We start from the raw sequence: 23,545 nt of genomic DNA, 5'->3' as shown, positions 1-23,545 counted from the left end.
GGCGCCGGGGTGGGGCGGGGTCAGGTTTTGGCTGGCTCGGGGCGGGGGTGGAAGGTGCGGCGGTAGGTGGACGGGGCCACGCCGATGCGGTGGTGGAGTTGTTGGCGCAGGGCGGCGGTGGTGCCGAACCCGCAGCGGTGGGCGATCTGGTCGACGGTGAGGTCGGTGGTCTCCAGCAGCAGTCTCGCGTGGTCGGTGCGCTGTTGCAGCAGCCACTGCGCCGGGCTCAGGCCGGTCTCCGACCGGAAGCGTCGGGTGAAGGTGCGCACGCTCATCCGCGCCTGCTCGGCCAGGTCGCGCAGCGCGATCGGCTCGTGCAGCCGCTGCCGCGCCCACTCCCGGGCGCCAGCCGTGCTGGTGTCGGTCGCCTTCGGCACCGGCTGTTCGATGTACTGCGCCTGACCGCCGTCGCGCCACGGTGGCATGACGCAGCGGCGGGCCGCCCGGTTGGCCACCTCGCTGCCGTGGTCGAGGCGGATGACGTGCAGGCAGAGGTCGATGCCGGCGGCGACTCCGGCCGAGGTGAGCACCCGGTCGTCGGCGATGAAGAGCACGCCCGGGTCGAGGTCCACCCGGCCGTGCAGGTGGCGGAACCGCTCGGCGTACGCCCAGTGGGTGGTCGCTCGCCGCCCGTCGAGGAGCCCGGTGGCGGCGAGCACGAACGCTCCGGTGCAGATCGACATGATCCGGGCGCCCCGCTCGTACGCCGCGCGCAGCGCCTCGGTCACCTCCGGCTCGACGGTGCCCGCTGTCAATGCGGTGCCGTCGTGGATGCCCGGGACGATCACCGTGTCGGCGGTGTCGAGCAGGTCCAGCCCGTGGTCGGGGACCACCTGGAAGCCGGCGGTACTGCGCACCGCCCGCCCGCCCGGTGTGCACACCCGGACGTCGTAGAAGGGTGTCCCGTCGGCGGCCCGGGCCGTGCTGAAGACCTGGGACGGCGTGCCGAGGTCCAGACCAACCACCTGGTGCAGGGCGAGGACGGCGATCCGGTGCGGGCCAGCGCTCATGGCCCGATTATTGCGCATGATGGCTTTCCGGCCACTCGTCGAGGTGCGTGGCCCGGCTCAGACTTGTCCCGTGACCACGAACCGCCGTCTGCATCCCGCCTGGCTGGTCGCCGCCGTCGCCTTCGTGGCGCTGGTCGGCGCGGCCGGCTTCCGCGCCACCCCGTCGGTGCTGCTGCACCCGCTGCACGAGGAGTTCGGCTGGCCCCTGGCCACGATCTCCGCGGCCGTCTCGGTCAACCTGCTGCTCTACGGGCTCACCGCGCCGTTCGCGGCCGCCCTGATGGACCGGTTCGGCATCCGCCGGGTGGTCTCGGTGGCCCTGCTGCTGGTCGCCGCGGGCAGCGGGTTGACGGTCTTCATGACCGCCAGCTGGCAGCTCCTGCTCTGCTGGGGTGTGCTGGTGGGGTTGGGCACCGGATCGATGGCGTTGGCGTTCGTGGCCACCGTCACCGGCCGTTGGTTCGTGCACCGCCGGGGCCTGGTCACCGGGGTGCTGACCGCCGGCGGGGCGGCGGGGCAACTGGTCTTCCTGCCACTGATCGCCATCCTGGTACGCGACCACGGCTGGCGTAGCGCCGCACTCGTGGTGGCCGTGGCGGCGCTGGCGGTCGTACCCCTGGTGGTGTGGCTGCTGCGCGAACACCCGGCGGATCTCGGCCTGCCCGCCTACGGGGCGACCGAGGTCGTCGCGGCGCCGCCGGCGACCGGCGGCGCGGCGACCCGGGCGCTCGGCGCGCTGGCCACCGCGGCCCGGACCCGCCCGTTCTGGCTGCTGGCCGGAGGTTTCGCGATCTGCGGGGCGACCACGAACGGCCTGGTCGGTACGCACTTCGTGCCGGCCGCGCACGACCACGGAATGGCCCAGACCACAGCGGCCGGGTTGCTCGCCCTGGTAGGGCTCTTCGACATCGTCGGCACTATCGCCTCCGGCTGGCTCACCGACCGGGTGGACAGCCGGTTGCTGCTCGGCATGTACTACGCGCTGCGCGGGTTGTCCCTGCTGGTGCTGCCGAGCCTCTTCTCCGGCACCGCCGAGCCGAGCATGCTGGTGTTCATCGTCTTCTACGGCCTGGACTGGGTGGCCACCGTGCCGCCGACGGTGGCGCTGTGCCGGGAGTACTTCGGTGGCGCCGGAGCTGTGGTGTTCGGCTGGGTGTTCGCCGCGCACCAACTCGGCGCGGCAATCGCCGCGACCGGCGCGGGGCTGGTCCGGGACCGGCTGGGCGACTACGCGATGGCCTGGTACGTGGCGGGCGCGCTGTCGATCGGCGCCGCCGGGCTGTCGCTGCTGCTGCGCCGCCGACCGGGCCGTCCGGTGCCGGAGGCCGTGCTGGTCGCCGCGGCCGCGCCCAGGGCGTGGAGCTTCCGGGGCTGAACCGTGACGCGTCGGCCGGTCAGCTCACTGTCCACTGCTGGGCCGGCCGGCCGTCGCACTGTCGCTGCCGGATGTCGTCGCCGGCCTCGACGGCATCGTCGTCGGCCTGGGCGCACTTGTTGCTGTGCGCGGCGATGAGCAGCACCGCGCTGGTTCCGGTGCCGCCGAACCGCCACTGCTGGTTGGCCCCACCGTGGCAGGGGAACTGGAGCAGCCGCGCGCCGTCGTCCCCACTGCCACCCTCGACGTCGAGGCACTGCCCGTACGCGGCGTTTGTCAACGACAGCACGCCCGTGCCGGCCGGGCTGATCACCCACTGCTGCTCGGGGGCGCCGGTGCACACTGCCAGCTCGGCCTCGGCCTCCTTGCCGTCACCGTTGAGCCCCAGGCAGAGGCCCGAGGCGGCGCGCAGCGCCCGGGGCCCGGTGGGCGGGGCGGCCGGCGTGCTGGCCGACGGGGTAGGTGACGGCTCGGCCGGTGCGGTCGGGCTCGGCTCGCCGGCCGGCTCGGTGGGCCGCGCCGCGCTGGACGGTGTACCGACCGACGCCGGCACCGACGGTTCGTCGTCACCGTCGAGCAGCCCGGTGGCGAAGACGACCCCCAGGAGTACGCCGACGGTCCCGACCGCCACCGCGACCCGTAGCAGCGGATCGGCCAGCGGCCCGGAGCGCGGTGCCCGGTGACCGCCGTAGACGGTGCCGGCGGGGTCGGGGCGTTCCTCGGGCGCGGACATACGCGCCATCCTCACCCACGACGTCGCGCCGGAGCCAGCCCGGCGGTGGCGAGGCTCAGCGGGTGGGCTGCGGGTCGGTGACGTCGGCGACCGTGGCGTCGAGGGCGGCGATCGCGGTGTCGGCGTCGATCGCGATGGCGAGACCGCGCTCGCCGGCACCGAGGGTGATCTCCCGGCCGCGCAGTCGCTCGTCGGCGACCACCGGCCAGGCCGTGCTCGCGCCGAACGGGGTGATGGTGCCGCGTTCGTAGCCGGTGGCGGCCAGGGCGCCGGCCGCGTCCGGCATGGAGAGCCGGTGCACCCCGAGCAGGGTGCGCAGCTTGGGCCAGGAGATGACCCGGTCGCCGGGGGTGAGCACGAACAGGTGATCGTCTTCACCACGGCGAACCACTATCGTCTTGACCACGTCGGGAACGGCCACGCCCCGGGCGGCGGCGGCCTCCGCGAGACTGCCTACCGCACCGTGGCTGACCAGCCGATACGGCAGTTTGGCGTCGTCCAGGGCGGTGATCGCTGGCGATGGCATGCCCGCCACGGTAACCGTCGGGCCTGCCACCGGACGGGAAACTGCCACCGCCGACATCCCACGGTTTCCAAACGGCGAGCGTAAGGTGATCACATGCGCGCTGAGCGTGTGGATCAACCGATTGACCATGATCAAGCGGTGGACACGCTGCGGCGGTCGTACGCCGCGGTGCCCACTGGCGAGCCTGTCCGGCTGGCCAAACGCACCTCCAACCTGTTCCGTCCCCGGTCCGCTCCCCGGACCCCGGGGCTCGACGTGAGTGGCCTGAACGGCGTGCTGTCGGTCGACCCGGCCGGCCGTACCGCCGACGTGCAGGGCATGTGCACCTACGAGGACCTGGTCGACGCGACGCTGCCGCACGGCCTGATGCCGCTGGTGGTGCCGCAGTTGCGCACCATCACGCTGGGCGGCGCGGTGACCGGCCTCGGGATCGAGTCGACCTCGTTCCGCAACGGCCTGCCGCACGAGTCCGTCCAGGAGTTGGACGTGCTCACCGGGTCCGGCGAGATCATCACCGCCCGACCCGACGGGGAGCACGCCGACCTGTTCACCGCGTTCCCCAACTCGTTGGGCAGCCTCGGGTACGCCACCCGGCTGCGCATCGAACTGCAACCGGTCGGCCGGTACGTGGCGTTGCGCAACGTCCGGTTCACCCAACTGGAGGCGCTGACCGACGCGATCGCTGAGGTGACCGCCACCCGGTCCTGGGCCGGCCAACCGGTGGACGCGATGGACGGGGTGATGTTCAGCCCTGGCGAGTCGTACCTGGTCTTCGCCACGTTCACCGACGGGGCCGACCCGCCCAGCGACTACACCGGTCAGGCCATCTACTACCGGTCGCTGCGCCAGCGCACCCGCGACGTGCTCACCGCGTACGACTATCTGTGGCGCTGGGACACCGACTGGTTCTGGTGCTCGTCGGCGTTCGGCGCGCAGCACCCGGTCGTGCGCAGGTTCTGGCCGGCGCGTTACCGGCGCAGCGACTTCTACCACCGACTGGTCCGGCTGGAGCACCGCCACCAGGTGGCGGCCCGGATCGACCGGCTGCGCGGGCAACCGGCCCGGGAGCGGGTCGTGCAGGACGTGGAGATCCCGCTGGACCGTACCGCCGACTTCCTGCGCTGGTTCGCGGGCGCTGTGGGGATGAACCCGGTGTGGCTGTGTCCGCTGCGACTGCGTGAGCCGGCGGGGCCCGGATCGGCGCGGTCCTGGCCGCTATATCCGCTGCGGCCCGGGCAGGACTACGTCAACATCGGGTTCTGGGGGAGCGTGCCGATCGCGCCGGGCGCCGCCGACGGCGACGTCAACCGCACGATCGAACGCAGGGTGTCGGAGTCGGGCGGGCACAAGTCGCTCTACTCCGACGCGTACTACGACCGGGACGCCTTCGATCGCCTCTATGGCGGCGACACGTGGCGCGCGGTGAAAGACCGCTACGACCCGGACCACCGGCTGACGGGACTGTACGAAAAGGCGGTAGCACGAGCATGAGCCTGACCGACAGAGATCAGGGGGCGGCGAGCGTCCCCGCCACCCCGCCGGCGGGGGGCCGGCACACGGGTCCGACCGTCGCGGATGTCATCCGCGCGGTCACCATGGGGCCGTTGCCGGTGCGGATCACCGGGTACGACGGCAGCGCCGTCGGCCCGTCCGACGCCGGCATCACCCTGGCGATCCATTCCGAGCGTGGGCTGTCGTACCTGCTCACCGCGCCCGGTGACCTGGGCATGGCCCGGGCCTACGTCAGTGGTGACCTGGCGTTGCAGGGCGTGCACCCGGGTGACCCGTACGAGGCGTTGCGGGTGCTCAAGGACGAGCTGCGGTTACGCCCACCGTCGCTGGCCGAGGGGCTGGCGCTGGTCCGTGGGCTGGGCTGGGAGCGGCTGATGCCGCCGCCGGCACCGCCGCAGGAGGCGCAGCCCCGGTGGAAGCGGGTGATGAACGGGCTGCGGCACTCGCGGGTGCGTGACAGCACTGCCATCTCGCACCACTACGACGTCTCCAATGCCTTCTACGAGAAGGTGCTCGGCCCGTCGATGACGTACACCTGCGCGGTTTTCCGGTCTCCGGACGACACGCTGGAGCAGGCCCAGGCGGCGAAGTACGACCTGGTCGCCGGCAAGCTGGCCCTGAAGAAGGGGATGCGGCTGCTGGATGTCGGGTGCGGCTGGGGTGGCATGGTGCGCCACGCCGCCCGCGAGTACGGCGTCAAGGCTCTCGGGGTGACCCTGTCGAAGGCGCAGGCGCAGTGGGCGCAGGCAGCTATCGAGCGGGAGGGGCTGACCGAGCTGGCGGAGGTGCGATACCTCGACTACCGGGACGCGCCGGCCGAGCAGTTCGACGCCATCTCCTCGATCGGGTTGACCGAGCACATCGGGGTGCGCAACTACCCGGCCTACTTCGGGTCGTTGCGCAGCCGGCTGCGGCAGGGCGGGCGACTGCTCAACCACTGCATTACCCGCGCTGACAACCGGGCGCCGCACCGCTCGGGCGCGTTCATCGACAGGTACGTCTTCCCGGACGGTGAGCTGGCCGGTCCGGGCCGGTTGATCAGCGAGGTGCACGACGCCGGGTTCGAGGTGCACCACGAGGAGAACCTGCGGCAGCACTACGCGCTGACGCTGGCCGCCTGGTGCCGCAACCTGGTCGAGAACTGGGACTTCTGCGTCTCGGAGGTGGGCGCGGGCACGGCCCGGGTGTGGGGGCTCTACATGGCCGGGTCGCGGATGGCGTTCGAACGCAACGGCATCCAGCTGCACCAGGTGTTGGCCACCCACAACGGCCCGAACGGCGTGAACGGCTACCCGCTGCGACCGGACTGGTTGCCCTGATCACCTGCTGACCGCCGCCTGAAGCCGCGTCGAAGAAAGTCGGCGCGGCTTCTCGCGAAGCGATTGACAAAGAAGTTTTGTACGTACAAACTGATTTTGCCATGAGAGATGTCCTGTACCTGGAGCAGATCGAGCAGGCCGAAGTCCTGCTCAAGCCGCAGCGCGTCGAGGTGCTGCGGCAACTGGCCGAGCCGCGCACCTGCACCGAGGTCGCGGCCCGACTCGACCAGACGCCACAGCGCGTCTACTACCACGTCAAGCAGCTCGTCGCGGCTGGCCTCGTCGAGCTGGTAAACGAACGCAAGGTCCGCGGCATCACCGAAGGCATCTACCAGGCCGCCGCCCGCTCCTACTGGCTCTCCCCGCGGCTCGTCGGCCGGATCGGCCTGCGCCGGGCCCGCGACGAACTGAGCCTGGGCTACCTGCTCGACCTGATGGAGGAGGTCCAGGCCGACATCGCCGGCCTGGACCGGGCGGCGCCCGAGCTGCCCTCGATCGGAGTCTCCGGCGAGATCCGGGTGCCGGCCGAGCAGCGCCAGCAGTTCCTGCACGACCTGCAAACCGCACTTCAGGACCTGTTCACCCGCTACGGCGGCAGCGAAGGAGATGCCTTCAAGCTGGCCGTCGCCTGCTATCCGAAAGGGAACGACAATGAGTGAGCCGATGAAGGTCCAGGCCCGTCTCTCCGCGCCCGTCGGGCGCGTCCGCCAGGCCCTGACCGACCCGGCCGAGCTGCGTGTCTGGCTGGCCGAGCACGCCGAGGTCGAGCTGCCCCAGCGGTACGAGTTCTGGGGTCGCTACACGCCCGAGGGCGACGCCCCGCACCAGCGGCTCCTGCACGCCGACGACGACACGCTGCGCTTCGGCTGGCTGCTCGACGGCGTGGAGACCACCACCGAGTTCCAGTTGACCGCCGAGGGCACCGACAGCACAGTGCTGACGCTGATCCAGAGCCACTTCGACTTCGCCGAGGCGATGAGCGGTTCCACCATCCGGGGCGTGCTCCAGACGTACTGGGCGCTGTCCATCGCCAACCTGGCCGCCCACGTGGAGGGCAAGCCACTGCTGCCCCGCACCGACTTCACCTCCGCCGACCTGCGCGGTGAGCTGGTCATCGCCGCCCCCGCCGACAAGGTGTGGGAGTCGCTGACCGACTCCGAGCAGGCCAGCGCCTGGTTCGGCTACCCGATCGGCATCGAGCCCTGGGTCGGCGGCCGGTACGCCATGGGCGGCTTCGAGACCGGTTACGCGGCCAAGGTCATCGACCTGGAGCCCGGCCGCCGGATGTCCGTCGACTGGGGGCCGACCGGCGTGACGAGCTGGGAGCTGGCCGAGTCCGGTGGCCGGACCACGCTGACCTTCGTGCAGAGCGGCTTCGACGAGGCCAACCCGCCGTACGGGGCCTGGAGCGGGTCGGTTGCCGGGCTGTTCGAGCTGCGCCGCTTCCACGAGGTGTCGAACTGGCAGCCGATCTGGATCTCCGAGGAGATCCCCGGCCTGGAGCCCGCCCCGGCCAACTGATCTCGACATCCCCGACCGACCTCCACCTTGGACACCACGCCATCGGTGACCAAGGTGGAGGGACCGGGAAACGGGTCCGTCAAACGGCCGGCTGATCGGTAAGGTCGGCCGAGTCAGTGTCGAGTCGGCGGCCGGGGCGGTGCGGGTGGCAGATCCAGAAAATGCAGATCACACAGCCGTCGGGCGTTCGCTGGAAGCGGCAATGCGTCTGTTGGGCCAGGCCGCCGGTCCGTCAACACTGACGGAGTCGACGTCATCACCCGCTGTGCCAACCGGCGAGGGCGAGTTGCGCGGGCGCGGCACCGCCGCCGACGGGTTGGTCGAGGCCGTGGTGGCTGGCTATGGCCGGCTGGAGTCCCTGGAGATCGACCCCCGCCTGCTGCGGCACGGCACCGGTGCCATCGCCGGCCACGTGATCGAGGCAGTGCGCGCCGCCCAGGATGACGAGCTGCGACAGCGCCAGGAGCTGCTCGGCGGCGACATCGACCAGGCGGCGACGCGTCGGCAGTTGGAGGCGGTCGCGGCAGAGGCTTGGCGTGGGCTGGACGGGATGATCGGCGACCTGGACGCGTTGACCCGCCGATTCGACAAGCGGTGACCGGATGACCGACGCGATAGAGGTCGACGTCACCGCGCTGCACTCGGCGGCGCGGACCATCCAGGCCAGCGGTGAGCGGCTCGGCGCGGACGTGCAGCGGTTGCAGGGCACCGTCACCGGTTCGGCCAGTCCCTGGGGTGGCGACGAGGCCGGGACGGTCTTCGGAGCGGCCTACACCGAGGTGCTCCAACACGCTCTCGACGTCTACGCCTCGATGGCCGACCAACTCCTGAGCGTGGCCGACAGGCTTGACGCCGCCGCCGACGCCCACGAGCGCAGCGACCTCGACAGCGCGGCCCTGTTCACGAGACTGGGGCTGCCCGGTGGGCCTACAACTGCCAGCTGAGCTCGCCGAGGCCCTCAACTGGGTGGGCTTCACCTGGCCAGAGGCCGACGAGGAGCTGCTGTACGAGGCCGCCCAGGCGTGGATGTCCTTCGCCGGCACGCTGCGCACGGCGGCCAACGAGGCGAACGCCGGCGCGAGTGTCGTGAGCGCTACCAACCGGGGGCGGGACGTCACCGCCTTCGAGGCGATGTGGCGCGGCGAGGAGGGCCCGACCAGCCGTATCGAGGACGGCGCCGAGGCCGCAGAACTCATCGCCGCCGCGCTGCTCGTGATGGCCGTGATCACGTTGACCCAGAAGGTCCTCACGATCGTCCAGCTCACGATCCTGGTGATCCAGGTTGCCATGGCGCTGGCGGCAGCGGCCCCCACCCTCGGTGGCTCGCTGGCACAGATCCCGATCGCGATCGGCGTGGCCCGGGTCGCGATCCGCCGGATCATCAAGGAAATCGTGCAACGGGTCGTCAACGACATCATTCCGCGACTGCTTCGCCGCGCCAAGACGTTGCTGCGCAGGTTCAACCGCAAGGGCCCGGATCGGCCCCCGGGGCGGCCCGGCGTGCCCGGACCGCTGCGGGAGGTCCGCTACCAGGGCCGGCCGATGCTGGACAAGTACCGGTACGAGACCGCCGGTGACCATCCGGGAAACCCCTTTCGGCCCAGTTCGGTGCGTCGGCTCAGCGAGGCGGAACGGGAGGCGCACCGCGTGTACGTCGACTCGGACGGCATCCTGCGCCAGGCAAAGGACGGCCAGCCCTTCGACACCCGCGCCGCGTCCACCCACTGGACGAGGGACGGCGGCCGGGCCATCTTCGTGATGGATGAGCGAGGCAACATGTACGCCTCGAACTACCAACAGGTTGGCGACTTCCACCACTCCACCCTGGGCAACGGTCAGCCGGTCGCGGCGGCCGGTGAGATCGCGGTCGTCGACGGTAGGGTCCAGTACGTGACTTCCGCCAGCGGGCACTATCAACCCGGCCCCGAGCACATGCGGCAGGTCACCGACGAGCTGAGCCGCAACGGCGTCAAGGACATCCCGCTCTTCGGCTTCGACGGCCGTACCCGGTTGAACTGACCCGTCGGAAAGGTGCATGGAATGGACAGCCGCAACTGGAAGGGCGTCATCAACCAGATCCTGTACGGGTTGATGTTCACCCCTCAGCTCGACGACGATTCCGCCAGCCAGATGGCTGAGGCGATGGTCGAGCGACGCTACTTCGGGGACGGCCCGGCTGTTTATGCGGACGCGATCGTCCAGGCGCAGCAGTACGACGGCCCGCTCATCGACGAGATCGAGACGTCGCACAGCGAGCAGGGGTTCCGCGATTTCCTCCGCCGGCTGGCGGGCGAACTGGACCAGCGCCGGCCCTGGCAGTCAGCCAGCTGACCGGATCGAGCACGATCTTGTGCGTGCGAGCCTCAGGCGATGGCGGCGATGTCACCGTCGTCGAAATAGATTGCCTGGTGGAGCCGGCCGCCGAGGGCGGCAGCGTATCGGGCCACCACATCCTGACCGGAGATCCTGCCCTGCTCGATCTGGGACACCCGGCCCTTGGTCACGCCCATCCGCTCAGCGATCTGCTGCTGGGTGAAGCCGCGAGAGCGTCGCACCTCCGCGAGGCGGTGACCGACGACCTCCGCGAGCAGCTCTTCCTTGCCCGCTTCGACAGCCGCCTCGCCGCCAGCACGCTGCACGTACTCCGCCCGGATGTCCGCCCACCGCACGTGACCACTCACCGCTGTCCCCCCTCCTGCTGTGCACGTTCCTTCAAGTAAATCTCGTACCGCTGCTCGGCGAGCGGGATGGCCTGTCGATACCAGCTCGTCCATTGGCCTGACTTGTCGCCGGCAACCAGCAGAATGCTCGCGCGCCATGGGTCGAAGACGAAGAGGATGCGGACCGTGCCGGGACGCAGCTCCTTCAGGTTGGCTATCGATGACCCGCTGATCGTGTCGACCAGGGGTCGTCCCAGCCCGGGTCCAGCTTCGGAGAGTGCGTCGATGGCCTGGACCACACGGGCGAACGTGGGCTCGTCCAGGCTGTCGATCCAGGCGCGAACCTCGTCGACGACGAAGACATCCCACTCTTCCTGGCTCACGAAACGAGTATACCAATCGCTATACCTACGCGCTGGTAGACGGTTGTCTTGATCCGATGGCGGGATCTGGTGACTTTTCGCTGTTGAGTGGGTACTGGCTGGCGATGTTCTTCATCTTTGGTCTGCGTACCAAGGTCGACCGGTCCGGTGTCGTGCAGCAGGTCTGCCGCCACTGCGGCAACCAGGCCGCGCAGGTGATCACCCGCCGCTCGACGAAATTCACACTCTTCTTCATCCCCCTCATTCCGATCCGCACCCGGTACGCGCAGCAGTGCACGTTCTGCGGGGCGGAGTACGAGATCGCCAAGTCCGACGTCGAGCGCCTCCCGGTCGGCTGATCCGACGATGGAACGCTTCCTCTGCTGGCTGATCGGCCGACCGACGCCCTCGGCCGACGTGGCCGTGCACACCGTTGCCCGCCCGCCCTGCACCCCTGGCCGGCGCAGACGCCGCCGCGCACGCCGTCCGTTGGCCGGCACCGCACTGCCCCGTTCACCGTGGAACCGATCCGCGGGCCGCTGACCAGAGGCGTGAGGATGCTCAGCGCGACAGAGGCCCGGGGTGCACGTTCGGCTCTGGCGGCGTTTCTGGGCGCTGGTTAGGCTTTCGGGGTTTGCCGTGGACCGGCGCCGCCGAGGGTGCACGCACGACGAAAGAGCCGGAGCGACCGTGTCCCGACAGGACGGAAAGCAGGCTGCGGGGACGCTGAATCCCGCCGGCGCGTTCGTCGCGGCCGGGGTCATCCTGCTGGAGGCGGGCTGGCTGTTCGCCGCGTTGCCCGGCGCCGCGCTGGTCAGCGACATCGGCGCGATGCTGGTCGCCGGTTGGGCGACGCTCGCCTGCGTCGGGGTGGCCCGTCGGCATCCGGCGCCGCTGCGCCGGTTCTGGACGATGCTCGCTCTCACCATGGCGCTGGCCGCGATCGGTCGGGCGATCTGGACGGTGCAGCGGCTCGTCGGCGGCGACCTGCCGCACACGCCGGTGGTCGGGGTGGTCTTCACCGCCGGCATCCTCACCGGCACGGCGGCGCTGCTCAGCTCGCCGTCCGCACCGAGGACGGCGGTCGGGCGGGCCCGTACGTTGCTGGACGGGGTGATCGTCGCCCTGGCGCTGGTGCCGATTGGTTGGGTGCTGGTCTTCCGGGGGGTCGCCGCGGCCGAGCTGGCCGACCCGGCGCGGACGCTGGGGCTGCTCTTCCCCATGTTCGACCTGATGCAGCTCACCATCCTGGTCGCGGTCTCCGGGCCGGCCCGGCCGATGTGGCGGCCGATGACAGTCCTTGCGGCGAGCCTCACCCTGCGGGTCGTCGCCGACGTCGTCTACGTGTCGCTGGTCGCCCGCGCCGACTACACCGCCGGTCACCCGATCGACCTGTGCTGGCCGTTGAGCTACCTGCTGATCGGCCTCGCCACCCGCAACCCGCCGCCACCGGACTGCGACGGCACCGACGACACCGCCGAGTCGCCGCTGCCGCCCTGGTGGCGGGTGGCGCTGCCGTACCTGCCGGTGGGCGGGGCGATCATCGCTGTGGTGCTGGCCCGCCGGCCCACCGGGCAGACCCCGCAGCTCGTGTTCGTGACCATGATGGTGTTGCTGGCCGCCCTCGCCGTCCGGCAGGGGCTGGCGGCCAACGAGAACCTCCGCTTGGTGGCCCGGCTGCGCCGGCTCGCGTACGGCGACCAGCTCACCGGGCTGCCCAACCGGCTGTTGTTCAACCGGCGGCTGCGCCTGGCCCTGCGCGACGGGCGGCCGGTGGCGGTGCTGCTGCTCGACCTGGACGGGTTCAAGCAGGTGAACGACCGATTCGGGCACGCCACCGGCGACACCCTGCTGACCGGGCTCGCGGCCCGGATGCACACTGCCGTGAACGGCGACGGCACCATCGCCCGGCTCGGCGGTGACGAGTTCGCCGTGCTGGTCGACGGCGACCGGCCGGTGTCACCCGAACGGCTCGCCGAGCGGCTGCTGGACGCGCTGCGGCCCTCCGACGACGAGGAGGACGTCGGGGTGCACCCGTCGGCGAGCATCGGTATCGCCGAGTACGGCCCGCAGCACGCCTCCCACACCGACCTGCTGCGCGACGCCGACATCGCCATGTACGCGGCCAAGGCGGCCGGGAAGTCCGCGTACCGCACGTGCACTGCGGCGTTGCGCGAGTCGGCCGTCTCCCGCGCCGAATTGATCGCCGACCTGCGCCGCGCTGTCGACGAGGACCAGCTACACCTGGAGTTCCAACCGATCGTCGACCTGACCACCGGCGCGGTTCGCAGCGCCGAGGCGTTGGTGCGCTGGCGGCACCCCCGGCTGGGGATGTTGCCGCCGGCGAAGTTCCTGCCGTTGGCCGAGGAGACCGGGCTGATCCTGCCGATCGACCGCTGGGTGATCCACCAAGCGTGCCGGGCCGCGGCGACCTGGCGGGGCCGGGCGCCGGAGGCCACGGTCGCTGTGAACATCGCCGCCGCGCACCTGCGTCGGCCGGACCTGATCGCCACTGTCACCGCGGCGACCAGCGCCGCCGGGTTGGCACCACGGGCGTTGACACTGGAGTTGACCGAATCGGCGTTGATCGAGGGCACCGAGGCGGTGCTGGAGCGGCTGCACCAGCTCCGGGAGCTTGGCATCCGGATCGCCATCGACGACTTCGGCACCGGCTACTCGTCGCTGAGCTACCTGCACCGCATCCCGGCCACCGAGCTGAAGATCGACAGGTCGTTCGTGGCCCGGCTGGGCACCGACGACCGGGCGTACGCCACGGTGGAGATGGTCACCCGCCTGGCCGGCGCGTTCGACCTGGCTGTGGTCGCCGAGGGGGTGGAGACCGAGCGTCAGCACGAGGCGGTCACCGCGATCGGCTGCCCACGAGGTCAGGGCTATCTGTACGGGCGGCCGGACGCCCCCGCCATGGTGGGCCAGAATCGGAGTTGACTCTCACGTAACGGCAGGCAGGAGCCTGGTTCCCGGAAGGGAGGGGGACCATGGCGTACACGGTGGGTCAGGTCGCGAAGGTGGCCGGCGTGACGGTGCGGACGCTGCACCACTACGACGAGATCGGGTTGCTCTCGCCCAGCGGGCGCACCTCGGCCGGTTACCGCCGCTACGACGACGCGGACCTGCAACGGCTGCAACTCGTCCTGTACTACCGGGAGCTTGGTTTCCCGCTTGAGGAGATCACCGCGATCATCGACGACCCGGCGGCCGATCCGGCCGCGCACCTGCGCCGGCAGCACGAACTGCTGACGGTACGGCTCAAGCGGTTGCAGGAGATGGTCACGGCGATCGAGTTCGCGATGGAGGCGAGCAAGATGAACATCCAACTCACGCCGGAGGAGCGGTTCGAGGTCTTCGGTGACGTCGATCCGGAGGAGCACCAGGCCGAGGCGGAGCGGCGCTGGGGTGACACCGACGCGTACCGGGAGTCGAACCGGCGGGTCTCCCGCTACACCAAGGAAGACTGGCTGCGGAACAAGGCGGAGAACGAGGACTGGGGTCGGCGGATCGTCGCGCTGATGGCCTCGGGTGCGCCGGCGGACAGCCCGGAGGTGATGGAGCTGGCGGAGGAGCACCGGCAGCTCATCAGCCGCTGGTTCTACGAGTGCTCGTACGAGATGCAGACCGGGTTGGCCGACATGTACCTGGCCGACGAGCGGTTCACCGCGTACTACGAGAAGATCGCCGCCGGGCTGGCCACGTATCTGCACGAGGCGATCCACGCCAACGCGATCAGCCGGGCGTGACGGGGTGCGGTCCGGCTAGTCTGGCCGGACCGCACCGCCCGGGGGAGATGACAGTGCAGAAACCGAAGCTGATCGCCGCTGTCGCCGCGCTCGTGGTGGCGGTCGGCGCCGGGGCGTGGGCGCTGGTCGCCACCGGCGACGACGAGGAACCGGACGCGGGTCGCCCGGCGGCGTCGGCGGGCCCGGCCGACCCGGTCGGTGTGCTGAAGGCCGCTGCGGCGAAGGCCGACGAGCAGCCGTACAAGCTGACAGTTGGCACCGGCGGCGCGGACGGCGACGCCACTGTGCTGCTCTGGGACCCGAAGGCGAAGCGTGGTCTGGAGACCACCTCACTGAAGGTGCCTTCCGGTGTGGTGAAGATCGAACGGTTGACCACCGGGCCGGACGTGTACGTGCGGGTCACCGCCCCGGACCGCCGCGTCCCGGTCTGGGACGGCAAGACCTGGTGGCACGTCGGCGCCCCGGGTGACCCGGCGGCCAAGCAGGGCCTGGACAACACCCGGCTGGCCAGCACGCTGGGCGCGCCGACGGGGGTCCGGCTGACCGCGGAGCGGGAGTACGCGGGCACGCTGGACCTGCGCCAGAGCGGCGCGGTGCTGGGCAGCGGCGTCGGCAGTGTGCTCGGCGACCGGGCGGCGGCGGTGCCGTTCACCGCTGCCGTGGACGAGCAGGGCCGGCTGGTCCGCTACCGCATCGAGTTGGCCAGCGAGCAGTCGCAGACCGCCCAGCTCGACCTGACGTACTCGGATTTCGGGCTGCCGGTGTCGGCGGACCCGCCGGCGGCCGACCTGGTGGGCGAGGACCCGCCGGCGAACATTCCCGGCGCCTGAGGTCGGGTCACTCCTCGACCGCCCCGTCGACCGGGGTGACCAGGAAGTCGTAGACGGTGCGGGCCATCCGCCGGACCGTGTCGTCGCCGGTGGCCATGGGGCCGGCGGTGAGGAACGCGACGGCGGTCTCGGTGCCGGGGATCAGGTAGTAGCCGACGTCGTGTGAGGCGTCCGGCAGGTCACCGGTCTTGTGGGCCACCGGCACGCCCTGTGGCAACGCCGCCGGGATCTTCGTGTTCAGGGTCTGCTCCCGCATGAACCCGATCATCAGGTCCCGGGAGGCGGGGGTGAGGATCTCGCCGTCCCAGACCGCGCCGAGCAGCGACACCACGTCGTCCGGGCTGGTGTAGTTCTCCTCGCCGCGTTGCGCTGCCGCGCTGTCGAGCATCCGGCGGGCCAGGATGGTGGAGCGTTGGTTCATCGAGTCGATCAGCGCGTTGACCGGAGCGAACCCACCCAGGTAGGTGATCAGCACGTTCGCTGCCACGTTGTCGCTGTACTTGATCAGGTACTGGGCGAGCCGGCGCACCGTGACCACCTGCGGGAACGTCTCGAACTGTAGTTGACCGGTGCCGCCGACCACGTCCTCCGGCGTGACCAGCACCCCGTCGTCGAGAAAGACCTGTCCACAGTCAACCCGGCGCAGCAGCTCGACGAGGATCCACAGCTTGATGACGCTGGCCGCCTTGGGCCGCAGCGATCCGTTGACGGCGATCTGCTGGTCGCCGTAGCGGCCGGACAGGTCGCGGACGGTGACCCCGGCCGGGTTGAGGCTCGCGTCGGCGACCACCCGGGCGAGCTGCCCGCTGAGCGGGAACAGCCGGGCCCCGGCGACCGGGTCGGTGGGCGGCTGCGGGCTGGTGACCACCACACCGGTCAGCGTCGTCGGCGGGCGGTGCCGCTGGATCAGCTCCAGCGTCCCCTCGCTGCGCCCGACCAGCGGCACCCGGTAGCGGTAGGCCGTCCCACCGACCACTACCGCGCCGCTGGCCACCCCGGAGGCGACCCGCATGGTCGGGTCGGCGACCCGGCCGGTGTCGCCGTCGCAGGCGCGGTAGCGCACCGTGCGCCCGAGCGAGTCCACAGCGAACACCCCGCCGGGAAACGACAGCCAGGACACCTCGCTGGTCGGCGGGCGCTCCGGCGTCGGGTCCACACCGGGCTCGTGGCTCTGACCGTCGCCGGGCTCAACCCCGTACCCCGGCTCGGTCGTCTGCGCCGGGTCCGCGACGGGCGCGCGGCCCGCGCCGTCCGCGGTGGCCGGGCCGGTCGCCGCGAGCACCGCGAGCGCGACCGCCGCCGTTAGCACCTTCAGGGGTACGCGGGCAGAGTTCCCCAGCAGGGAAGATGAGCGCCTCTTGTCGCTTTTTCTCACTTTTGCACGATATGAAGCGTTGGAGGCTGGTGAGACCGACGGGACCGGCGTCACCCGTCCGGGCGGCGATGTCCCCCCGAGTGCGACGACCCACAGGTATAACTGTGACGCACAGGTATCACGCTTTGCTCTGCACCCGCCGATGCGCCAGCTACGGACCGTGCGTGGCGCGCGGGCGGGTGCAGAGCAAAGGTCAGCCACGAGCCCGGAGGACCCATGCTGATCATCGCCGGCAGTCTGCAGGTCGAACCGGCCACCCGCGAGGCGTACCTGTCCGACTGCGAGCAGGTCATCGCGCGGGCGCGCGCCACCGCCGGCTGCCTCGACTTCCTGCTGGCGGCCGACCCGTTGGAGCCCGGCAGGATCCACGTCTACGAACGCTGGGAGTCACCGGAGCAGTTGGCCGCGTTCCGTGGCTCCGGCCCGGACGACGCGCAGGAAGTGGCAATCCTCGACGCCGACGTGCAGCGCTACCTGATCGCCGGCGTCGAAGCGCCCTGACCCGGCACCGCTCACGCCTGTGGTTCGGGGCCGGTGGGCAGGCCCGGTGCCATCCGGCGGATCGAGGCGAAGGTGGGCGTGAGGGCCTCGTACAACTCGGCGAAGAGCGGCAGCAGCGCCGCGTAGGTGGCAGCGGCGGCCGGGTCGGGGCGGACCGTCTCCTCGATCCGCACCAGGTCGGCGGCGACGTCGATGCTGGGGATCAGCCCGAGCGCCTCCATGCCGAGCAACGCCGCCCCGAAGCTCGACCCCTCGTGCGCGGACGGGAAGCTCACCGGCAGGCCGAGGGCATCGGCAAGCATCTGCCGCCACAGGCCGCTGCGGGCGAAGCCGCCTCCGGCCCGAACCTCCCGCACCTCGTTGCCGGCCGCGCGCACCGAGCTGAGCACCAGCGCGAGCTGCTGACAGACGCCCTCCAACGCGGCCCGCACCAGATGCTCGCGGCGGTGTGCGTGGGTCAACCCCACGTACGCGCCGCGCGGCAGGGCGCTCCAGTGTGGTGCCCGTTCACTGTGCAGGTACGGCAGCATGATGAGCCCGCCCGAACCGACAGGCGCGCGGGCCGCCAGGGCGACAAGGTCCTCCTCGGAGTGCTCGCCCAGGTCCGGGGCGAGCGCCGCGCCGGCCCACTTGAGCACGATGCCGCCGTTGTTGATCGCGCCACCGACCGCCCAGCGATGCTCGGTCAGCGCGTAGCAGAACACCCCGCCGAGCGGGTCCACGCCGGGCCGCTCGACCATCACCCGCATCGCGCCGCTGGTGCCGATCGAGCAGGCCACCATGCCGGGGTGCACAGCGCCCAGGCCCAGGTTCGCCAGCGGTCCGTCGCCAGCGCCGACCACCACCGGGGTGCGCTCCGGCAGGCCGGTCTCGGCAGCGGCCTGCGGGGTCAGGTTGGGCAGCACGGCGGTGGTGGCGACGAGCTGCGGGAGCTGTTCCTCACTGATACCGGCGATGGTCAGCGCCTCGCGGTCCCACTTCAGCTCGTGAATGTCGAGCAGGCCGGTGGCCGAGGCGATCGAGTGGTCGGTGACCAGCGCGCCGCAGAGCCGCAGCAGCACCCAGTCCTTGATGCCCACCCAGTGCGCCACCCGCTCGAAGAGCTTCGGCTCCTGCTCGGCGAACCACAGCAGCTTGGGCAGCGGCGACATCGGATGCATCGGCGTGCCGGTGCGCCGGTGCAGGGCCAACCCCGACGGCACCGCCCGCAACCGCTCGGCCTGCCGGGTGGACCGCGAGTCGGCCCAGGTCACCGACGGGGTGAGCGGATTACCGTCCCGGTCCAACCCGATCAGGCTGTGCATGGCGGAGCCGAACGACAGCCCGGACACCGGCTGGACCAGCTCGGCCACGACCATGCCTATCGACTTCAGCACCGCTTCGAGGATGAGCTGTGGATCCTGCTCGGCGTAGCCGGGTTGCGGGTTGTTCAGCGGATAGCCGACCAGGTGACTGCCGAGCTGCCGCCCGTCGGTGTCGTACGCGACGGCCTTCGTGCTGGTGGTGCCGATGTCGACACCGATCACGACCCCGGGCAGCGTGACTGCCGGCACGACCGCCACCCCCCTCGGAGAACATGAATCGACGCAAGAGTATCGCCCTATCGTGTGGGTTGCTCCGCCGATCGGCTAGTTCGCCCGTTTCGGCGTGTCCGGGCGCCGCGCCGCGCCTGTTAAACCTCGTGACACCCCCAGATTGGTGGCCAGCGCGGCGAAGGAGTCGGCGTGGCGAGGACTGATTCGACGGGTTCCACATGGCGGTACCGGTGGGCGCACCGGCAGAACGTGCGGCGGGTCAGCACGTACCGCGGCGCTGAGGCGGCGTGGCAGCGACGCGACGACGAGTTGCGGCGGCTGCGCGCCCTGGCCGCCGACTTCCAGGGGTCGGCGGCCGCCGGCGCCGGGCTGGCGTTGGAGTTGGCCGCCGACGAGGTGGTGCTCTGGGCGCTACCCGCCGCGCAACTGGTCGAGGTACGGCACACGACCGTGCTGCCCGCGCCGGACCTCACCGTCGCCCCGCGAACCGGGTCGCTGCGCCCGCGCCGCCCGGACGGCGTACGCGTCACCGACGCCGGCATGGCCGTGATCACCAGCCGCCGGCTCGTGCTGCTCGGCGGGCGGGGCCGGCGCGACTGGGCGTACGGCCGGATCACCGGCCTGGCCCACGACCCGGCGGCCCCGGTCACCCTGCTCCAGGTGCTGGACCGGCGGCGTACCTCCGGGTTGCTGCTGCCCACCGACGCCGCGCCCGACTTCCGGTTCAAGCTCACGCTGGCCTTCGCCGACGCGATCGAACAGCGCGCCGCGGTGATCGCCCAACTCGACGAGCTGATCGCCGAACACGCCCAGCTCAAGCCGTTCCGGCCGGCCGTGAACACCCCGGCGCAGGCCCGGTTCTCCGCGCGGGTACCGGGTGGCCGCAGAACCATCGCGGTGGCGGCGGCCATCGCGCTGCTGGTGCCGGCGGCACTGATCGAGTCGGACCCGTCCGACCCGACCGGTGGCGCGGAGGTCGCCGCAGCCGCCACCCCGGCGCCCACCACCAGCGTGGCACCCGCGCTGATCCGCCCCGCCGGCCCGGCGCTCGCCCTGAAGACCCCACCGCCAAAGCGGACGACGTCACCACGCCCGTCGCCCAGCGCGACCCAGGGCCCGCTCTGCGGGGCACCGGAGAACCCGCTGGGGTACGGCTTCTGTGGCGGTACGCGGATCCGCAAGCCGGCCGCCGAGGTGTGCGACTGGTTCGACTGCGTACCGCAGTTCTGGGCCGGACGCGGCTACCTCGTGCAGTGCCGCGACGCTTCGGTCAGCCTGGCCGGCGGCCGGTCCACCGCCTGCGCCGAGCACCAGGGCGTACGGCGAACCATCACGAAGTGACCGATTCCGGGCCTGAAGTCCGCTTCGCTCGGCCAGAATGATCGAGTGGAGATCCGGTCTGACGATGGCGCTCGGGTGCGGGTACGCCCCGTCGGCTACCAGCCCGGCATCGACCCGCCCGACGACCCCGACGGGGCCACACCCGGCTGGCACGACTGGCTGCTCATCGAGGTGGACGCCCGCACCGCCGACGGTCAGACCTGGTCGCACCACTACCCGAGCCTCATGGTCGAGGAGGCCCGCGCGCTCGGCGGCTGGCTGCACGGGCAGGCCACCGCCGCCCTCGGGCTGAGCGCGCCACCGGCGATGGTCAGCTTCACCGAACCCAACCTGGCCCTACGCAGCCGGGTGCTGCGCCGCCGCCGGCTGGAGCTGATCGTGGAGTTCTCCGCCGAGTCACTGCCACCGTGGATGCGCCGCCCGTCCACGGCGATCTACCCGCTGATCCTCACCGTCTCCGCGGATGCCCTGGCCACCGCCGCCGAACACTGGTCCGAGCACTGCGAGGCGTACCCACCGCGTACCCAGTCGCGGTTCCCGACCCACGGCCCGCAGCCGTACCGGCGACGAGCCGGCTGATCACCTGCGTCACCGACTGAGCGATGCCTTGACGGCGTCGATGGCGTCGGACAGTTCCTCGGTATACGGGAAGCCGTCCTCGACGATGGCCATGTCGACCCCGCATTCACGCTGCCGCGCCCGCAGCAGCGTCTCCTCCACCGGGGCTACCGGGAAGGCCAGCGGGTCGAGACCTTGCGCGGAGCCCAAGTCTTCGACCAGGAGCCACTTGCTCTGCTCGTCGTAGACGACCACCCCGGCGGCGATTCCCCTGGTCCACTGATCGAAAAGCGTGGCCAGGCTGGTGGCGGCACGGACCGAGTCCCACGCGTCGGGTGAGATCTCGTAGCGCCAGATCTCACCCTCGTGCTCGCCGGCCAGCACGAACGTGTAGAGGGTGACATCGAAGAAGAACAGGGGCAGTTGGTGCCGCCAGGGAAACGGCGTGCCGATCGCCAACCCCAGATAATCCAGCGCGTCCCCGCCCTCCGGCCATGGCATCCGCCATCCGACGTTGGGCAACACGTGCCGGTCGGGCCAGCGCTGCGACTGCAACCAGGTCAGCTGCTCCGCGATGTGGTCCACACCGAAGATCCGGTGGACCACGTCCGGCGGTTGGCCGGTCGGCAACTCGGGTTGCTCAGGCCAGTCGAGACCGGCAGCCGTCGCCGCAACGCGGTACTGCCGTACCGCGTCACGCAGCACACCCATGTCGTCAAGCATCAGTAGGCTCCTCGGCCGCCGGGGTCCTGGGCAGGCTAGCGTCGCCGCACCGACTCTGGTGTCCGTCAATACTCTCCTTTCGGGCGCAACGGGATGCATCGATCCTGGTCGCGTTGCCTGTCACGTACGTGAGCGGTTGTACCGCGTGTGACAGTGACCTCTGTGTCCTGCGCCCCCTGGCGGATCGCCTGGGCCGAGCGCGAGAACGAGCGCCGGCAGCGCGCGTACCGCGACGCCACCGACGCGTGGCGGCGCCGCGACGACCACCTGGCCCGGCTCCGCATCGAAGCCGCCAGCTTCCTCGGGTGTACGCAGCCCCGCACCGGCCTGCCGGTGGAGCTCGACGACGACGAACTCGTCTTCCGCGTCCTCCCCGTCGCCCAGCTCGTCGAGGCCGAGGCGCGGCACATCCCCGGCCTGCCAAGGCCGGGCGGCTCCTGTTCCTTCGCTGAGACTTCTTCGGAGGCGCTGCCGGCGGGCCTGCGTGTCGTCGACACCGGCATGGCCGTCGTGACCAGCCACCGGGTGGCCTTTGGTGGCCGTGAGCATCGGCGCGAGTGGCGGTACGACGACCTGGTTGGCCCCGCCCACCACCCCGATGTCCCGGTCACCCTGCTGCCCGACCGCTGTCGACTGCAAGGTCTGCTGGTCCCGGCCAATGCCGTGGTGAACTTCCGCTTCTATCTCACAGTCGCGGCTGCCGACGATCGCGGCACCGTCGTCGCGCAGGTCGACGAGCTGCTGGCCGCGCACCGGGCCACCCCGCCCGCGCCCCTTCCGTTGGTGGACCCCGACGACGCACCGCTGACCGCGGTACGGCCCGACCGACGGGCGCTCGGCGCTGCCGCCGTCGCGGCAGTGGTGTTCGTGACGCTCGGCCCGGGCGCTCTGGGACCCGGCGCGTGGGGCCCTCGCGGGCCGGTGCCCTCGGCGGAGGTCGTTGCCTTGGATCCGCCCAGTGCCGGGGTGGCCATCGTTCCGACCGGTCCCGTCGGGCCGGTGGCGCCCAGGTCGCGGATCGGCTCGGCCGACAGTGCCGTATGGAGCCCGCCGAATGTCCCGGCTGTGCGGCCGTCGGCTGCCTCCGCAGTGGCGGAAACGGCCGTCGTGGTGGCCCTGCCGCCGGCCGTTGTCCCGACCCCGTCGGCCAGTTCGGTGCCGACGCCTGGTCCGGTTCCCACTACCGACTCGCCCGCGTCAGCCCTGCCGACGCCGCCTGTCGCGTCGGCCTCGCCAACGCCGACGCCGACCCCGGCTGTTACGGCGACGTCTTCGCCGGATCCGGGACTCCTGGCGATCTGCCTGGATCCCCTTCAACTGCCGTTGCTGGACCCGCTGCTCTGCCCGCCTCCGACGCCCTGATCCGTGTTCGTGGGTGCGCGGCTCAGCCCATGGCGCTGAAGTCAGGGACAGTGAGGGTGCCGTCGTCCGCAAGGGCGAAGCCGGGATTCCACGCGATCTCCCAGACGTGGCCGTCCAGGTCGGTGAAGTAGCCCGCGTAGCCGCCGTAGAAGGTCTCCCGGGCCGGCTTGGTCACCGTGGCACCCGCCTCGGTGGCCGTGGTGATCACCTCGTCCACCTCGTCGCGGGATCGGACGTTCTGGGCGAGGGTCACCCCGCCGAAGCCGTCGGTGCCCGGGTCGGCGATGCCGGCGTCGTCGGCGAGCTTGTCGCGGCCCCAAAGAACGACCGCCAGGCCACCGGCCTGGATGAAGACCGTCTCCTCAACCTCCTGGCCACGCCAGCCAAGGTGCTCGTAGAACGCCTTGGCGCGCGCCAGGTCGCTGACGCCGAGGGTGATCAGGCTGATCCGCTGCTCCATGCCCCCAACCTAGTGCGTGATTAGTCGACGGCTGTGGTACCCGGACGGCTGCCTGGTCATCGGCGGCGAGGCTGAAAAGCACGCGCC

Annotated in this window: 26 protein-coding genes; 17 read left to right on the top strand and 9 right to left on the bottom strand. The window is 71.2% G+C overall.

What is annotated here, in order from left to right:
* Positions 1 to 20 precede the first annotated feature (20 nt).
* Complete coding sequence (locus tag NIE111_RS06450; RefSeq protein ID WP_372488289.1) at positions 21 to 1,010, bottom strand: GlxA family transcriptional regulator; 990 nt, start codon at positions 1,008 to 1,010, stop codon at positions 21 to 23.
* Positions 1,011 to 1,029: 19 nt separating this feature from the next.
* Between NIE111_RS06450 and NIE111_RS06445 the strand changes: the two genes are divergently transcribed.
* Positions 1,030 to 2,385, top strand: a complete 1,356-nt coding sequence (locus tag NIE111_RS06445) for an MFS transporter (protein ID WP_238683499.1) — start codon at positions 1,030 to 1,032, stop codon at positions 2,383 to 2,385.
* A gap of 19 nt (positions 2,386 to 2,404) precedes the next feature.
* On the opposite strand, the gene NIE111_RS06440 is transcribed toward NIE111_RS06445, so the two are convergent.
* Together NIE111_RS06440 and NIE111_RS06435 are read right to left on the bottom strand one after the other, a co-directional pair.
* Positions 2,405 to 3,118, bottom strand: coding sequence for an RICIN domain-containing protein (locus NIE111_RS06440; RefSeq protein ID WP_238683498.1), 714 nt, complete (start codon positions 3,116 to 3,118; stop codon positions 2,405 to 2,407).
* Positions 3,119 to 3,173: 55 nt separating this feature from the next.
* Complete coding sequence (locus NIE111_RS06435; RefSeq protein ID WP_238683497.1) at positions 3,174 to 3,644, bottom strand: aminoacyl-tRNA deacylase; 471 nt, start codon at positions 3,642 to 3,644, stop codon at positions 3,174 to 3,176.
* Positions 3,645 to 3,737: 93 nt separating this feature from the next.
* Between NIE111_RS06435 and NIE111_RS06430 the strand changes: the two genes are divergently transcribed.
* The 8 genes from NIE111_RS06430 to NIE111_RS06395 all read left to right on the top strand — a co-directional run bounded on the left by NIE111_RS06430 (position 3,738) and on the right by NIE111_RS06395 (position 10,327).
* Positions 3,738 to 5,135, top strand: a complete 1,398-nt coding sequence (locus tag NIE111_RS06430; protein ID WP_238683496.1) for an FAD-binding oxidoreductase — start codon at positions 3,738 to 3,740, stop codon at positions 5,133 to 5,135.
* Positions 5,132 to 6,475: a class I SAM-dependent methyltransferase gene (locus NIE111_RS06425; protein WP_238683495.1), complete on the top strand. Its 1,344-nt coding sequence runs from the start codon at positions 5,132 to 5,134 to the stop codon at positions 6,473 to 6,475. Before NIE111_RS06430 ends, NIE111_RS06425 begins: the two co-directional genes overlap by 4 nt.
* Before the next feature lie 101 nt (positions 6,476 to 6,576).
* Positions 6,577 to 7,134 (top strand): winged helix-turn-helix domain-containing protein, encoded by a 558-nt coding sequence (locus tag NIE111_RS06420; RefSeq protein WP_030490876.1) that lies wholly within the window; start codon positions 6,577 to 6,579, stop codon positions 7,132 to 7,134.
* Positions 7,127 to 7,996 (top strand): SRPBCC family protein, encoded by an 870-nt coding sequence (locus NIE111_RS06415; RefSeq protein ID WP_238683494.1) that lies wholly within the window; start codon positions 7,127 to 7,129, stop codon positions 7,994 to 7,996. The genes NIE111_RS06420 and NIE111_RS06415 overlap by 8 nt, the downstream gene beginning before the upstream one ends.
* Positions 7,997 to 8,261: 265 nt before the next feature.
* The gene (locus NIE111_RS06410) at positions 8,262 to 8,594 is read left to right on the top strand and encodes a YbaB/EbfC family nucleoid-associated protein (protein ID WP_238683493.1); all 333 of its coding nucleotides are present in this window, start codon (positions 8,262 to 8,264) and stop codon (positions 8,592 to 8,594) included.
* Positions 8,595 to 8,598: 4 nt separating this feature from the next.
* Entirely contained in the window at positions 8,599 to 8,940 is a 342-nt protein-coding gene (locus tag NIE111_RS06405) for a DUF6317 family protein (RefSeq protein ID WP_238683492.1), read from the top strand.
* The gene (locus tag NIE111_RS06400) at positions 8,918 to 10,015 is read left to right on the top strand and encodes an IQM protein middle domain-containing protein (protein ID WP_238683491.1); all 1,098 of its coding nucleotides are present in this window, start codon (positions 8,918 to 8,920) and stop codon (positions 10,013 to 10,015) included. Before NIE111_RS06405 ends, NIE111_RS06400 begins: the two co-directional genes overlap by 23 nt.
* 21 nt (positions 10,016 to 10,036) lie before the next feature.
* On the top strand, positions 10,037 to 10,327 hold the full coding sequence (locus NIE111_RS06395) for a hypothetical protein (RefSeq protein WP_238683490.1): 291 nt from the start codon (positions 10,037 to 10,039) through the stop codon (positions 10,325 to 10,327).
* 32 nt (positions 10,328 to 10,359) lie between these two features.
* Here the strand turns inward: NIE111_RS06395 and NIE111_RS06390 are convergent, their stop codons facing one another.
* Both NIE111_RS06390 and NIE111_RS06385 read right to left on the bottom strand, forming a co-directional pair.
* A complete protein-coding gene (locus tag NIE111_RS06390; RefSeq protein WP_238683489.1) occupies positions 10,360 to 10,677 on the bottom strand; it encodes a helix-turn-helix domain-containing protein in 318 nt (105 codons plus the stop codon).
* Positions 10,674 to 11,039, bottom strand: coding sequence for a type II toxin-antitoxin system RelE/ParE family toxin (locus NIE111_RS06385; protein ID WP_238683488.1), 366 nt, complete (start codon positions 11,037 to 11,039; stop codon positions 10,674 to 10,676). The genes NIE111_RS06390 and NIE111_RS06385 overlap by 4 nt, the downstream gene beginning before the upstream one ends.
* Before the next feature lie 56 nt (positions 11,040 to 11,095).
* Between NIE111_RS06385 and NIE111_RS06380 the strand changes: the two genes are divergently transcribed.
* From NIE111_RS06380 to NIE111_RS06365, 4 genes are all read left to right on the top strand, one after another.
* Positions 11,096 to 11,377 carry a zinc-ribbon domain-containing protein gene (locus NIE111_RS06380; RefSeq protein ID WP_238683487.1) on the top strand — a complete coding sequence of 94 codons (282 nt, stop codon included), beginning with the start codon at positions 11,096 to 11,098 and terminating at the stop codon, positions 11,375 to 11,377.
* Between the two features lie 331 nt (positions 11,378 to 11,708).
* Complete coding sequence (locus NIE111_RS06375) at positions 11,709 to 13,964, top strand: putative bifunctional diguanylate cyclase/phosphodiesterase (protein WP_238683486.1); 2,256 nt, start codon at positions 11,709 to 11,711, stop codon at positions 13,962 to 13,964.
* 50 nt (positions 13,965 to 14,014) lie between these two features.
* On the top strand, positions 14,015 to 14,773 hold the full coding sequence (locus tag NIE111_RS06370; RefSeq protein ID WP_238683485.1) for a MerR family transcriptional regulator: 759 nt from the start codon (positions 14,015 to 14,017) through the stop codon (positions 14,771 to 14,773).
* 53 nt (positions 14,774 to 14,826) lie between these two features.
* Positions 14,827 to 15,603, top strand: coding sequence for a hypothetical protein (locus NIE111_RS06365; protein ID WP_238683484.1), 777 nt, complete (start codon positions 14,827 to 14,829; stop codon positions 15,601 to 15,603).
* A 7-nt stretch (positions 15,604 to 15,610) separates the two neighbouring features.
* Here the strand turns inward: NIE111_RS06365 and NIE111_RS06360 are convergent, their stop codons facing one another.
* Positions 15,611 to 16,912, bottom strand: coding sequence for a serine hydrolase (locus tag NIE111_RS06360; protein ID WP_238683483.1), 1,302 nt, complete (start codon positions 16,910 to 16,912; stop codon positions 15,611 to 15,613).
* 282 nt (positions 16,913 to 17,194) lie between these two features.
* On the opposite strand from NIE111_RS06360, the gene NIE111_RS06355 reads away from it, so the two are divergent.
* Positions 17,195 to 17,479 (top strand): putative quinol monooxygenase, encoded by a 285-nt coding sequence (locus NIE111_RS06355; protein WP_091393855.1) that lies wholly within the window; start codon positions 17,195 to 17,197, stop codon positions 17,477 to 17,479.
* 11 nt (positions 17,480 to 17,490) lie between these two features.
* Here the strand turns inward: NIE111_RS06355 and NIE111_RS06350 are convergent, their stop codons facing one another.
* Positions 17,491 to 19,032: a gluconokinase gene (locus tag NIE111_RS06350; RefSeq protein ID WP_238683482.1), complete on the bottom strand. Its 1,542-nt coding sequence runs from the start codon at positions 19,030 to 19,032 to the stop codon at positions 17,491 to 17,493.
* Between the two features lie 171 nt (positions 19,033 to 19,203).
* Here NIE111_RS06350 and NIE111_RS06345 point away from each other — a divergent pair, with 171 nt between their 5' ends.
* Together NIE111_RS06345 and NIE111_RS06340 are read left to right on the top strand one after the other, a co-directional pair.
* Positions 19,204 to 20,355: a hypothetical protein gene (locus NIE111_RS06345; RefSeq protein WP_238683481.1), complete on the top strand. Its 1,152-nt coding sequence runs from the start codon at positions 19,204 to 19,206 to the stop codon at positions 20,353 to 20,355.
* Between the two features lie 45 nt (positions 20,356 to 20,400).
* Positions 20,401 to 20,934 (top strand): WapI family immunity protein, encoded by a 534-nt coding sequence (locus NIE111_RS06340; RefSeq protein WP_238683480.1) that lies wholly within the window; start codon positions 20,401 to 20,403, stop codon positions 20,932 to 20,934.
* 9 nt (positions 20,935 to 20,943) lie between these two features.
* On the opposite strand, the gene NIE111_RS06335 is transcribed toward NIE111_RS06340, so the two are convergent.
* Entirely contained in the window at positions 20,944 to 21,636 is a 693-nt protein-coding gene (locus NIE111_RS06335) for a hypothetical protein (protein ID WP_238683479.1), read from the bottom strand.
* A gap of 153 nt (positions 21,637 to 21,789) precedes the next feature.
* Here NIE111_RS06335 and NIE111_RS06330 point away from each other — a divergent pair, with 153 nt between their 5' ends.
* Positions 21,790 to 22,998 (top strand): hypothetical protein, encoded by a 1,209-nt coding sequence (locus NIE111_RS06330; RefSeq protein ID WP_238683478.1) that lies wholly within the window; start codon positions 21,790 to 21,792, stop codon positions 22,996 to 22,998.
* A 22-nt stretch (positions 22,999 to 23,020) separates the two neighbouring features.
* Here the strand turns inward: NIE111_RS06330 and NIE111_RS06325 are convergent, their stop codons facing one another.
* Positions 23,021 to 23,458 (bottom strand): VOC family protein, encoded by a 438-nt coding sequence (locus NIE111_RS06325; RefSeq protein ID WP_238683477.1) that lies wholly within the window; start codon positions 23,456 to 23,458, stop codon positions 23,021 to 23,023.
* Positions 23,459 to 23,545: the final 87 nt, after the last annotated feature.

Source organism: Micromonospora hortensis (assembly GCF_022230935.1).
Classification (GTDB): domain Bacteria; phylum Actinomycetota; class Actinomycetes; order Mycobacteriales; family Micromonosporaceae; genus Micromonospora; species Micromonospora hortensis.
This window is presented reverse-complemented; position numbering and strand designations above follow the sequence as displayed.